Origin of the sequence: Kingella sp. (in: b-proteobacteria) (assembly GCF_030527935.1) — a bacterium.
GTDB lineage: Bacteria > Pseudomonadota > Gammaproteobacteria > Burkholderiales > Neisseriaceae > Kingella_B.
Map to the genome: position 1 here is coordinate 23,455 of NZ_JAUMZV010000023.1, position 12,101 is coordinate 35,555.

The following is a 12,101-nucleotide window of genomic DNA, read 5'->3' on the forward strand; positions in this document are numbered from 1 at the left end:
TTTGCTTAATTATGGGTTGATTTGTAAACATTTTGTAAAGAATGCTGGCTTTTTCTGCTTTTTGGACACTCGTCCAACTCCCAATTATAATTCGCTTTTTTCTAGCCACGCCGAGTTATCCCAAAATGTCGCACGCCGTTCAAATCCAAGCCTTATCCTATGTTTACAATAAAAAAACCCAAGCCTTAAACAACGTTAGCCTAGAAATTCCACGCGGGGCAACGGTGGGTTTAATCGGGCCTGATGGCGTGGGCAAATCTACGCTGCTGTCTATTATTGCGGGCGTGCGCAAAATTCAAACGGGCAGCGTGCGCGTGTTGGATGGCGATATGGCAAACAAACACGACCGCCAAGCCTTATCCCACCGCATCGCTTATATGCCGCAGGGCTTGGGCAAAAACCTGTATCCCACGCTCACGGTGCAAGAAAACATTGATTTCCACGCGCGATTGTTTGGGCTAAACAGCCGCGAGCGCAAGGCGTGGATTCAACGGCTGTTAGACGCAACAGGGCTGGCTCCGTTTCCCGACCGCGCGGCGGGCAAACTGTCGGGCGGCATGAAGCAAAAATTGAGCTTGTGCTGCGCGCTGGTTCACAACCCCGATTTGCTGATTTTGGACGAACCCACCACGGGCGTTGACCCTTTATCGCGCCGCCAATTCTGGCAACTGGTTCACGATTTGCAGCAAGAGCAAAGCGGCATGACGGTAATGGTTGCCACCGCTTATATTGATGAAGCGGAGCAGTTCAAGCACCTTTTGGCGATGGATGCGGGGCATTTGCTTGCCAACGAGCCCACGCAAGCGGTGATGCAACGGCTGGATGCCGCCACGCTGGAAGATGCCTACATCAAACTTTTGCCGCAAGACAAGCAAGACAACGCCGCCGATTTGGTTTTGCCGCCGTTTGAGCCCGAAGCCAACGCGCCGCTGGCGATGGAAGCGCACGATTTAACCAAAAAATTTGGCAGCTTTACATCGGTGGACCATGTGAGCTTTGAAATCCCCAAGGGCGAGATATTCGGCTTTTTGGGCTCAAACGGCTGCGGCAAATCCACCACCATGAAAATGCTCACAGGGCTGCTGGAACCCACATCGGGCACCGCCAAGCTGCTGGGCGAGCCGATAGACGCAGGCAGCCTGAAAACCAAAAAGCGCGTGGGCTATATGTCGCAAGCCTTTTCGCTATACGAAGAGCTGACCGTGCGGCAAAACCTTGAACTGCACGCCAAGCTCTATCAAATTGCCGATAGCCAAACCGCCATAGCCCAAGCCCTGCGCGATTTTGACCTTGCCAATGTGGAACACACCAAGCCCGACAGCCTACCGCTGGGTATCCGCCAACGCCTGCAACTGGCCGCTGCCTGCCTGCATTCGCCCGAAGTGCTGATTTTGGACGAGCCGACATCTGGCGTTGACCCCGCCGCCCGCGCGATGTTTTGGCGCACGCTGCTCAAACTTTCGCGCCAAGACCGCATCACCATTTTCGTTACCACCCACTTTATGAACGAAGTGGAACGCTGCGACCGCATCAGCCTGATGCACCGCGGGCGCGTGTTGGCAATGGGCACGCCCGCCGAGCTGGTGCAACAAAGCGGGCAGCCGAATATGGAAGAAGCGTTTATTTATTATTTGGAGCAAGACGCGGCGGCAACGGGGAAAATGGTTTAGGCAGCCTGAAAATGGTGTCGCGCATCAAATGCCCCTTTGCCCAACACAAAGGCAGCCTGAAAACGAGCGCAGCGAGTTTCTGCGAAGCTAAAACAGCATTAAGAAACGTTTTCAGGCTGCCTTTTGCTGTGCGCGAACGCTATTGGTTGAGCCTTGTTCGTTAATCAACACATTGCTTGAATGGCTTGTCTTTCCGACGCGTGTTTGAACACACCATAGGCAGCCTGAAATTCACAATGGAGCGGCGACGGCTCGTCGCCAAATGGAGGCAACAATATTTGGCAGAAACGCATTGCGCTTGTTTTCAGGCTGTCTTTTGGCGATTGCATTGGATAAAACAAACGCAATTCGCGTTTCAACCTACCTATGCCAAAACCCCACACCCCTGCAACAAATTTTAACAAACCCCGACACAATCCAAACAATCCACATTAGAATGATGCTTCTAGTTTAACCCCATCAGGCAGCCTGAAAACATCAAGCCGCCTAAATTTTTTGTCCAAACAACGGTTATCCACATGAAAACACACAAGAAAACCAAACTCTCCGCCACACCCATCAGCCTAGCCCTAGCGCAACACGCCGCCGCATCGGGCTACCACTTTGGCACGCAATCGGTGGGCGCGCAAAGCACCGCCAACGCCGCCGCAGCCGCCGATGCCAGCACGCTGTTCTACAACCCGCAGGCTTAACCGAGCTAGACAGCAAAGCCGAAATCACAGGCGCGCTCAACATCGTTGCCCCATCGCTCAAATACCGCGATGCCCAAGCTACCTACTACCAAGGCGGCAACGTGTAAGGCGCAGCCAGCGGCAAAATCACCAAAACCACCGCCGCGCCCCATGTTTACGGCGCATACAAACTCAACGACCGCGTAACGCTGGGCGTGGGGATGTACATCCCATTTGGCTCAAAAACCAATTATCAAAACGACTCCGTGCTGCGCTACAACATCAAAAAACTCGGGCTAAGCAGCATCGCACTAGAACCCGCCGTGGCGTTTAAATTCAACGAAAAACACTCGTTTGCCGTGGGCGTGATTGCGCAATATTCCGAAGCCGAGCTCACCAAATACGCCGATTGGAGTGCCGCCCGCGACGACCGCACGCTCGCCGCCACCGCCGCCGTGTTGCAACGCATGGGCGTGCCCGCTGCCGCCACCCGCAACCGCGCCAACTGGCAAGGACGCGGCGATGTGAAAGGGCACGATTGGGGCTTTGGCTACCATTTGGGCTGGATGTTTGATGTAAACGATAAATTTCGCGTGGGCGTTGCCTATCGCTCCAAAATCAGCCACAAGCTAAAAGGCACAGCCAAATGGCAACCCGCAGGCGCAGTCGCGCAAGCCTCTGCGCTGGCGAACTACATCCAATCGCCCACCACCACAACCACCACGCTGGGCGCAGGGCGCGGCTATCTGCCCAGCGAAGACGCATCGGTGCACATCACTACGCCCGAATCGCTTTCGCTGCACGGGATGTATCGCGCCAGCGACAAAGTGAACCTGTTTGGCGACATCACTTGGACGCGCCACAGCCGTTTTAACAAAGCCGACCTTGTGTTTGGCAATCGCAAAAACGTGGTAAACGGGCAATCCGACCGCACCACCATCACGCCCAACTGGCGCAACACTTATAAAGTCGCGCTGGGCGGCTCATATCAATACAGCGAGCCGCTGCAATTGCGCGCGGGCATCGCCTTTGACCAAAGCCCCGTGAAAAGCGCGGAAGACCGCCTGAACACCATGCCCGATGCCAACCGAATGTGGTTCTCGGTGGGCGCACGCTACGCCTACAAAAAACGCCATGTATTTGACACCGCGCTGTCATATGTGCACATCCACAGCAGCAAGTTCAACGCACCGCGCGCGACAGGCAAAGACGTGGACAGTAAGGGCGCATCCACCGCCAAATTCAAAGCATCCGCCACCATTTTGGGCTTGCAGTACACTTATAAGTTTGAGTGATGGCGGGGTAGATAAAGGCAGTCTGAAAGCGGTTTAATGCGTTTCAGGCTGCCTATTCGTTTAACTGATAGGCAGCCTGAAAACCGTGGCAGAATAAATATAGTCGTTTCACACAGTCTTAGATAAGGCGGCGAGCCGCAGATGGTGCAAGTAGTACAGCAAAACTGGCTACGATTTGGCAACAAACCATTTCGCCCGTGGTAAGTGAGCCAACGCGGTATAAGGTTGTGTGGTACGACTATATTTTTGCTTTAAGGCAGCCTGAAAATCAACTTTCAACCTTGCGCTTTGCGCTGCGTTATACCCCTTTATACCCAAATCAAAGATTTGGACAAAGGGGCAAGACTGCCTTTCACTATTTCCGCAACTCCTTAGGCAACACAAACACAATATTCTCTTCCACCGTGTTGCCCTGTTCCACTTTCTCCACGCCCCAGTCTTTAATCTGCTGAATCACATCTTGCACCAGCACCTCAGGCGCGCTTGCCCCCGCTGTTACACCCACCTTGTTCTTGCCGTCAAACCATTCGCGTTGCAGCAAAGCGGCGGTGTCCACCATATACGCTGCCACGCCGCGCTGCGCCGCCACCTCGCGCAAACGGTTGCTGTTGGACGAATTGGGCGAGCCGACCACAATCACCAAATCGCAATCCGCCGCCAAATCCTTCACCGCCGCTTGGCGATTGGTGGTGGCGTAGCAAATGTCTTCTTTGTGCGGATTTTTGATGTGGGGAAAACGCGCGTTCAGGGCGGCGATGATGTCGGCGGTTTCGTCCACCGACAGCGTGGTTTGGCTCACATACGCTAGCTTTTCGGGGTTGGGCGCAACCAAGCTCGCCACATCGTCCACCGTTTGCACCAGCAGCATTTTGCCGCTGGGTAGCTGCCCCATCGTGCCTTCCACTTCCACATGTCCCGCGTGCCCAATCATAATAATTTGATAACCCTGCTCATCCAGCCGCGCTACTTCACGATGCACTTTGGTAACCAGCGGGCAAGTGGCATCAAACACGCGGAAACCGCGCTCGGCGGCTTCGGCTTGCACCGCTTTGGATACGCCGTGCGCCGAGTAAATCAGCGTTGCGCCCTGCGGCACATCCGCCAAATCGTCAATAAAAATCGCGCCTTTATCGCGCAAGCCGTCCACCACAAATTTGTTATGCACAACTTCGTGGCGCACATAAATTGGCGCGCCAAACAGCTCTAACGCGCGTTCTACAATGGAAATGGCTCTGTCCACGCCTGCGCAGAAACCGCGCGGGTTGGCGAGCATAATGGTTTTTTTGGTCATGGGGGTCTCTTGGTGTGTTTAGGGTTTTCAGGCTGCCTTGGGTAGGGTGGGGCGATATAAGGCAGCCTGAAAATACATTTGCGAATTATTTGGGTTCGGCGATATAATCCATATCAACAACCCCCCCTTAATCCGCGAAACCGAAGGTTTTGACATTAAGTTTAATGTGATGCGGATTTGGGGGCTTTCTTTTTACCGCCATAGATTCCAGCGGGTTAGGTCAATCTGTTTGTGCATGCCAAACGTGTTCAAATTTACTTCATTCATGGCAGCATTTTGTTGCGGAAACAATGTTAATGTTTGCTGAAAGCGCAATTTCCAATCATTATTTGGGCAAATTTTTTGTAGCATTCGTTGCATCAAACAAAACACCACAAAAACAGCATTTTCATCCAATAATTGCCATTGCCGTCCTTGCAAATTTTTAAACTTAGGTCTGCCAATCATATTTCTATTCCATAGTCGCCCATGGTGGGCAGCCACATTGCGCACAAAATTAAAAGATTGCAAATGGCTTTCTAACTGCTGTGCCGATAAATGAAATGTTTGGGCGATGTTATCTCTATCCTTGGGCAGCATACCCTGAAACAATCTAGACATCGCGCCAAAATCCCACAGTTCGCAAGCTACCCAAATAGGCAAACCGCCATATTTGTTTACATTGTGCAGCACAAAGCCAATATGCTTTTTATCCTTTTTTTCGGAATTTAGAGTCGCATCAAACAGGTCTTGATATTTATTGAGCCAATCCTGATGCTTAAATTTGGAATTAAAAAACTGAGATTGGGTATGCGCGATGGCATTGTGCTTTCCCAAGGTATAAGCAATCTGCACACGCAAAGCAATTTCAATATATTGCATGGCTTCCAATGCAAGCAACTTGATGGCGGTATCAAAGTGATACAACGCGAGAATGTGGTCAAACTGCGTCCCTACAACGAAATGGTTGCCACGGATGCCCGAGCTATTGCGCTCACGAAAGGGATAAAAATAGCCACTTAGCCGATAGTAGCCAATCTGCGCCAGTTGAAATTCGGCATCTTTGTCATCGCTAATGAGCAAACCACGCTTTTTCAGCTGAATAACTTGGTCGGCAAAGGATAGCCACGGTTTGTATGGTGTGAATGCCATTTTCAGGCTGCCTTTTTATGCCGAATGCTATCCACCGCCAGCAACACCGCGCCCACGCAAATAAAGCTATCGGCAACATTAAACGCGGGGTAATAATACTCGCCCCAGTAAAACAGCAAAAAATCCACCACTTTTTCATGCACAAAGCGGTCAATCACATTGCCAAACGCGCCGCCAATAATCATCGCTGCCGCCCAGTTGCCCAGCTTGCCAAATTCGTTTTTTACGATGCTGCGCGCCAAATAGCCGCTGATGATAAACGCCAGCACAATAAACAAATATTTTTGCGCTCCGCCCATGTTGGCAAGAAAGCTAAACGCCGCACCGGGGTTGTACACCAGCGTTAGGTCAAAAAAATGCGGGATGATGTTGAGCCGCTCTTGGTAGGCAAAATGGGCAAGCACAGCGGCTTTGCTGATTTGGTCAAGGACGATGGCGGCGATGGCAATCAGCCAATAGGGGAGATATTTCATCGGTTTGTGCTTTGCAAAATAAAGCTGCGGATTGTACTGGATTTTCAGGCTGCCTTAAACATAGGTTCTTGCCAAAGCAACGAAAAATCAGGATAATGCGTGGCTTCGTTCAATGTGGCGCAGGCAAAGCCCCTACGCTCGCTTTTTAAAGGAAAAACATGAAACCTGGAATCCATCCTGACTACCATGAAGTCAAAGTTACTTGCTCTTGCGGCAACCAATTTGCAACCCAATCCACCATGGAAAAAGAAAACTTCAACATCGAAGTTTGCTCAAACTGCCATCCTTTCTACACTGGCAAACAAAAAATTGTGGACACCGCAGGTCGCGTGGACAAATTCAATCAAAAATACGGCAATATGTTCAAACGCTCTGTTTAATCATTGCCACAAAGGCAGCCTGAAAACTGGGGAATTGGTTTTCAGGCTGCCTTTTTATGGGCGATGGATAGGCAGCCTGAAAATGGCTTTCAGGCTGCCTAATTGGTGGCATAAATAGGTATTGAGCGGGCAACAAAAAAAGCGTATTCACTACGCCTTTGTTTGTTGAATGCTGCCCATTTTCAGGCTGCCATGCGCACATACGGGTTAAACTGCTTTTCATGCCCGATGGTGGTGGTGCGGGCGTGGCCGGGGATAACCAGCGTGTTATCAGGCAGCCTGAAAAGTTTGTTGCGGATGTTGTCCAGCAAATCTTGATGATTGCCGCGCGGGAAGTCGGTGCGCCCGATGCTTTCGTAAAACAGCACATCGCCTGCTATCAGCAGCTGGGCGGCGGCGCAATAAAACACAACGTGCCCAGGGGTGTGCCCTGCGGTGTGCAGCACGTTAAACGTGAAGTGTCCTACGTTCAGCGTGTCGCCTTCGTGCAGCCAGCGCGTGGGTGTGAACGCGGGGCAGATGGGGAAGCCGTAGGATGCGGTGGTTTCGGGCAGGGCATCCAGCAAAAATTGGTCATCGGAATGCGGGCCGATAACGGGGACGTTTTGCCGTTCCAGCAGCATGGGCACGCCGCCTGCGTGGTCAAGATGCCCGTGCGTGAGCCAGATGGCGTTGAGTTTCAGGCTGCGTTGTTGCACTTCGGCAAGCAGGTGTTCGGCATCGCCGCCTACGTCCACCAACACGGCATCGCGCGTTTCATCGTCCCACAGCAGCGAGCAATTTTGGCGAAACGCGGTTACGGGCATGATTTGCAGTTGCAATGCCATGATGATTCCTTAGGCGATGGGGTTTTTGCGCGGGCGACCACGGCGGCGGGGCATCGCAGGGGCTTCGCTGGTGTTTGGCTGCACGGTGGATGGCGTGCCTTGTGGCGCGGGCGTGGCGGTGGGTTGGTTGGGTTTGGCTTCGCCGAAACTCGCCCCGCTGGTTTTGGCTTCGCCGAAACTCGCTCCGCTGGTTTTGGCTTCGCCGAAACTCGTGTTACTCGTTTTCAGGCTGCCTTGGGTGTTGTTGCTGTGGCCCGCCTGATTATTTTTGTGGGCATTACCACCGCGCATCAGGTCAAAAAAGTCGGCGTTGTTTTTGGTTTGCTTGATTTTATCCAGCAGAAACTCGGCGGCTTCCACATCGTCCATCGGATGAATCACGCGGCGCAGCATCCACATCCGTTGCAACTGGTCGGCGGGGACGATAAGCTCTTCGCGGCGCGTGCCCGATTTGTTGATGTTGATGGCGGGGAATACGCGCTTTTCGGCAAGGCGGCGGTCTAGGCTCAATTCCATGTTGCCCGTGCCTTTAAATTCTTCAAAAATCACATCATCCATGCGGCTGCCTGTTTCCACCAACGCGGTGGCGATGATAGTGAGCGAGCCACCTTCTTCCACGTTGCGCGCCGCGCCAAAGAAGCGTTTGGGACGATGCAGCGCGTGCGCATCCACGCCGCCTGTGAGCACTTTGCCCGACATCGGCACCACGGTGTTATACGCGCGGGCAAGGCGGGTGATGCTATCTAGCAGAATAATCACGTCTTTTTTGTGTTCCACCATGCGCTTGGCTTTTTCAATCACCATTTCGGCAACTTGCACATGGCGTTGCGCGGGCTCATCAAAGGTGGACGCGACCACTTCGCCGCGCACGGAGCGCATCATTTCGGTTACTTCTTCGGGGCGTTCGTCAATCAGCAATACGATGAGTTCAGCGTTGGGATAATTGGCGGTGATGGCGTGGGCGATGTTTTGCAGCATCACGGTTTTGCCTGTTTTGGGAGGCGCAACCAGCAAGGCGCGTTGCCCGAAGCCGATGGGCGAAATCAGGTCAATAATCCGTCCCGTGATGTTTTCGGTGGATTGGTTGTCGCGCTCCAATTTGAGCTGGCGCGTGGGGAACAGCGGGGTTAAGTTTTCAAACAGGATTTTGTGGCGACTGCTTTCGGGGTGGTCGCCATTTACGCTGTCTAGCCGCACCAGCGCGAAGTATTTTTCATCGTTTTTGGGCACGCGCACCGTGCCTTCGATGGTGTCGCCTGTGTGCAAATTGAAGCGGCGGATTTGCTGCGGGGAAACGTAAATATCATCGGGATTGGCAAGGTAGGATGTTGCCGCGCTGCGCAAAAAGCCATAGCCATCGGGCAGCACTTCCAGCGTGCCCGAGCAGATGAATTCTTGCCCGTTTTGAATCAGCTCGCGCACAATTTGGAAAACAAGGTCTTGTTTTCGCAAGCGGTTTGCGCCGTCTATGCCCATTTTTTCGGCTTGGGCGAGAAGTTCCGTGATGTGTTTGGTTTGGAGTTCGGTAACGTGCATGGTGGTTTGAGATTGTTTGTGAATAAGGGATAGGCAGCCTGAAAGTGGCTTTGCGTGCTGCCGTGCGAAGTGGAAATAAATTTTAAGAACCTGTATTCACTATTTTCATAGGCAGATTTTATGAAATAAAAGCGCGGATACAAGGCAGAAAGCGCAGCAAGGTTGGACACCTTGCGAGCATTTTTAACGCGATAGCCGCGTTTTTAGGGCATAAAAAGATGCCTATGAAAATTAGTGAATATAGGTTCTAAGTGATGAAAATGTGCCTGATGTGGCGTAGAACTTTGAAACGCGCGGATTTTAGGGGTTGGGGCGGGGTGTTGTCAAATTTGCGGTGTGTAAAGGCGTTTTAGTTTCGCAGAAACGCGCGTTGCTTGTTTTCAGGCTGCCTTAAATAGCATGGCGGGCGTGTAAACGGGATTATGTAAACAAATGTGAAGTGTAGTAGAATGTAGTTGAAACAAACTTTCAGGCTGCCTAATGCGTGGGCTGTTGTAAATTACATGGCAGCCTGAAAGTAAGAACTGGAAAGGTTGAATGATGTGGAAATTTTTGTTGGTGGCGTTGGTGATTGCGGCGTGGCTGGCTTGGCTGCGCAATAACAGTATGTCGGCGGCGCGGTTTTTGTATGAGAGCGTGAAAAGCAATCCGAAAACGCATGAATGGCTGCGGCAGAATGTGTCGGGCAATCGTATCAATGATTTGGTCGCTATACGGCAGCGGTTTGGTTTGTCGTTGCGGTATGCTGTTGAATTGCTGGATGAGTTTCAGGCGCGGCGGTAGCGCGGTAAATCAAAGATAATAGGCAGCCTGAAACCTTTGCAAAGCCTAAAACACAACAAGAAATAGTCAATTTCTCCGTCATTCCCGCGTAGGCGGGAATCTTGGTTAAATTTACGCAACAGATTGTTTTTTCATATATTTATGAATATCACACAAGATTCCCGCCTACGCGGGAATGACGGCATTTCTTATTTTTCAGGCTGCCGTTGGGGGGGTCGCAAAGATTTCAGCCTGAAATCGGATAACAAAAAGGAACAACATGAGTTTTTTAGACACAGAACAACAAAAACCCGAAGTGCTGGCGGTGCGCTTGGCGGCGAAAACGCGCATTTTTGAAGTGCAGGAAGTGGATTTGCGTTTTGCCAACGGGGCGGAGCGCACTTATGAGCGTTTAACGCCATCGCGCAAGCCTGCGGTGATGGTGTTGCCGATTGAGCGGGGCGAGTTGATTATGGTGCGCGAGTATGCGGTTGGCCCTGAACGCTATGAATTGTCGTGCGTGAAAGGTTTGATTGATGCGGGCGAAACGCCTGAGCAGGCGGCGCGGCGCGAGTTGCAAGAAGAAATTGGTTTGACGGCGGCAAAATTAACCCCGCTGCGCTCGCTATATGCGTCGCCCAGCCATATGTTTGGGCTGATGCACGTTTTTGTGGCGGAAGATTTGCGCGTGTCGCAACTGGATGGCGATGAGCCTGAACCGCTGGTGCCTGTGCGCGTGCCGTTGGCAAGGTTGGATGAGCTGATTGATGATGCGGCGATGGGCAACGCGCAAACTTTGTCGGCGTTGATGCTGTTGCAGCGAAAGTGTCCTGAGCTTTTTCAGGCTGCCTAATGGATTGTAATCAAATAGGGAAGAGATGATGTTAAGCAAAATTAGTGAGACTTTGGATTCGTTGTCCAACGCGGAGCGCAAGGTGGCGGAATGCGCGCTGTCTGAGCCCAAATGGTTTGTGCACGCGGCGGTGGCGGAAATTGCGGAGCGGGCGGAAGTGTCGCAGCCCACGGTGATTCGGTTTTGCCGCAGCTTGGGCTACAAGGGGCTGCCTGAATTTAAACTGGAACTTTCTGCCAGCATCAGCCACAACGGTTTGCCGTTTGTGCACGCCGAGTTGAACACCGATGACAACATGGGCGATGTGATGGAAAAGGTGTTGGGCAACACCGCCGCCGCGCTGTTGGGCGCACGGCGCAGCCTGAACGAGAGCGAATTGGAAAACGCGATTGCCATGCTGTCGCACGCGCGGCGCATTGAGTTTTACGGCGTGGGCAATTCGGGCATTGTGGCGCAGGATGCGCAGCATAAGTTTTTCCGCTTTGGCGTGTCCACCGTGGCGTATTCGGATACGCATATTCAACTGATGGCAGCGGCGGTTTTAACGCCGCAGGATGTGCTGGTGGTGATTTCTAATTCGGGCTCGTCGATTGAGCTTTTGGATGCGGTGAGCATCGCCAAGGAAAACGGCGCGAAGGTGATTGTGATTACCCGCGCGGGCAGCCCGCTGGCGCAGTTTGCCGATTGCGAGCTGGCTTTGGCGGCGCAGGAAGACGCGCATCGCTATTCGCCGATGGTGTCGCGCTCGTTGCAGCTGGCGGTGATTGATATTTTGGCGATAGGCTTGGCATTGCGCTTGGGCGAAACGGCTTCGTTGCAGTTGGAAAAAGGCAAACGCAGCATTTTGAGCCATCGCGTGAATGATTGATGGGCGGGTGGGGTTTGGGCTTCGCCGAAACGCGCGTTGTTTGTTTTCAGGCTGCCTTTTACATCCCAAAGGCAGCCTGAAAATCCAAATGGAGCGGCGACGGCTCGTCGCCAAATGGCGGCTGTTAATCAAACTTTAAAAAGATGTCGGCGAGCCGCCGACGTTCCATCGGTTGCAGATTTTGCCAAGGTTTCAGCTTGAAAACATAGGCGGCGTGTTGTCCACCATGTTGCGCCATCCCAGTAGGCAGCCTGAAAACCATCAAAGTTAAAACAAACATCCAAATAAAATTTGGGGCTGTCCTAGATAACTAGGATAAATTACTTCTTACCAATTGTTTTAAA

At 52.3% G+C, this 12,101-nt stretch carries 14 protein-coding genes and 2 pseudogenes; 9 read left to right on the top strand and 7 right to left on the bottom strand.

What is annotated here, in order from left to right; translation table 11 throughout:
* The first annotated feature begins 125 nt into the window (after window positions 1–125).
* From Q4A85_RS08455 to Q4A85_RS08470, 4 genes and pseudogenes are all read left to right on the top strand, one after another.
* Window positions 126–1,670: an ATP-binding cassette domain-containing protein gene (locus Q4A85_RS08455; protein WP_368500203.1), complete on the top strand. Its 1,545-nt coding sequence runs from the start codon at window positions 126–128 to the stop codon at window positions 1,668–1,670.
* Window positions 1,671–1,681: 11 nt separating this feature from the next.
* Window positions 1,682–1,834 carry a hypothetical protein gene (locus Q4A85_RS08460; protein WP_303109414.1) on the top strand — a complete coding sequence of 51 codons (153 nt, stop codon included), beginning with the start codon at window positions 1,682–1,684 and terminating at the stop codon, window positions 1,832–1,834.
* 21 nt (window positions 1,835–1,855) lie between these two features.
* A complete protein-coding gene (locus tag Q4A85_RS08465) occupies window positions 1,856–2,071 on the top strand; it encodes a hypothetical protein (protein ID WP_303109416.1) in 216 nt (71 codons plus the stop codon).
* Between the two features lie 117 nt (window positions 2,072–2,188).
* Window positions 2,189–3,636: pseudogene (locus Q4A85_RS08470) on the top strand (OmpP1/FadL family transporter).
* A gap of 355 nt (window positions 3,637–3,991) precedes the next feature.
* Here Q4A85_RS08470 and ispH read toward each other — a convergent pair.
* From ispH to lspA, 3 genes are all read right to left on the bottom strand, one after another.
* A complete protein-coding gene (ispH, locus tag Q4A85_RS08475) occupies window positions 3,992–4,927 on the bottom strand; it encodes a 4-hydroxy-3-methylbut-2-enyl diphosphate reductase (RefSeq protein WP_303109418.1) in 936 nt (311 codons plus the stop codon).
* 192 nt (window positions 4,928–5,119) lie between these two features.
* On the bottom strand, window positions 5,120–6,058 hold the full coding sequence (locus Q4A85_RS08480) for an Abi family protein (RefSeq protein WP_303109421.1): 939 nt from the start codon (window positions 6,056–6,058) through the stop codon (window positions 5,120–5,122).
* A gap of 2 nt (window positions 6,059–6,060) precedes the next feature.
* Window positions 6,061–6,531 carry a signal peptidase II gene (gene lspA / locus Q4A85_RS08485; RefSeq protein ID WP_303109423.1) on the bottom strand — a complete coding sequence of 157 codons (471 nt, stop codon included), beginning with the start codon at window positions 6,529–6,531 and terminating at the stop codon, window positions 6,061–6,063.
* A 158-nt stretch (window positions 6,532–6,689) separates the two neighbouring features.
* Between lspA and rpmE the strand changes: the two genes are divergently transcribed.
* Complete coding sequence (gene rpmE / locus Q4A85_RS08490; RefSeq protein WP_303109425.1) at window positions 6,690–6,911, top strand: 50S ribosomal protein L31; 222 nt, start codon at window positions 6,690–6,692, stop codon at window positions 6,909–6,911.
* On the opposite strand, the gene Q4A85_RS08495 is transcribed toward rpmE, so the two are convergent.
* From Q4A85_RS08495 to rho, 3 genes and pseudogenes are all read right to left on the bottom strand, one after another.
* The gene (locus tag Q4A85_RS08495) at window positions 6,895–7,134 is read right to left on the bottom strand and encodes a hypothetical protein (protein ID WP_303109427.1); all 240 of its coding nucleotides are present in this window, start codon (window positions 7,132–7,134) and stop codon (window positions 6,895–6,897) included. The two genes, rpmE and Q4A85_RS08495, sit on opposite strands and share 17 nt — an antisense overlap.
* Window positions 7,094–7,738, bottom strand: a complete 645-nt coding sequence (locus tag Q4A85_RS08500) for an MBL fold metallo-hydrolase (protein WP_303109429.1) — start codon at window positions 7,736–7,738, stop codon at window positions 7,094–7,096. Before Q4A85_RS08500 ends, Q4A85_RS08495 begins: the two co-directional genes overlap by 41 nt.
* Before the next feature lie 282 nt (window positions 7,739–8,020).
* Window positions 8,021–9,274: pseudogene (gene rho / locus Q4A85_RS08505) on the bottom strand (transcription termination factor Rho); the annotation flags it as partial.
* 537 nt (window positions 9,275–9,811) lie between these two features.
* Between rho and Q4A85_RS08510 the strand changes: the two are divergent.
* From Q4A85_RS08510 to Q4A85_RS08525, 4 genes are all read left to right on the top strand, one after another.
* A complete protein-coding gene (locus tag Q4A85_RS08510; protein WP_303109431.1) occupies window positions 9,812–10,057 on the top strand; it encodes a hypothetical protein in 246 nt (81 codons plus the stop codon).
* Between the two features lie 259 nt (window positions 10,058–10,316).
* The gene (gene nudE / locus Q4A85_RS08515) at window positions 10,317–10,889 is read left to right on the top strand and encodes an ADP compounds hydrolase NudE (RefSeq protein WP_303109433.1); all 573 of its coding nucleotides are present in this window, start codon (window positions 10,317–10,319) and stop codon (window positions 10,887–10,889) included.
* Between the two features lie 28 nt (window positions 10,890–10,917).
* On the top strand, window positions 10,918–11,757 hold the full coding sequence (locus Q4A85_RS08520; RefSeq protein WP_303109435.1) for a MurR/RpiR family transcriptional regulator: 840 nt from the start codon (window positions 10,918–10,920) through the stop codon (window positions 11,755–11,757).
* Complete coding sequence (locus Q4A85_RS08525; RefSeq protein WP_303109437.1) at window positions 11,750–11,896, top strand: hypothetical protein; 147 nt, start codon at window positions 11,750–11,752, stop codon at window positions 11,894–11,896. The genes Q4A85_RS08520 and Q4A85_RS08525 overlap by 8 nt, the downstream gene beginning before the upstream one ends.
* Here the strand turns inward: Q4A85_RS08525 and Q4A85_RS08530 are convergent.
* Complete coding sequence (locus tag Q4A85_RS08530) at window positions 11,882–12,037, bottom strand: hypothetical protein (RefSeq protein ID WP_303109439.1); 156 nt, start codon at window positions 12,035–12,037, stop codon at window positions 11,882–11,884. The genes Q4A85_RS08525 and Q4A85_RS08530 overlap by 15 nt on opposite strands.
* Window positions 12,038–12,101: the final 64 nt, after the last annotated feature.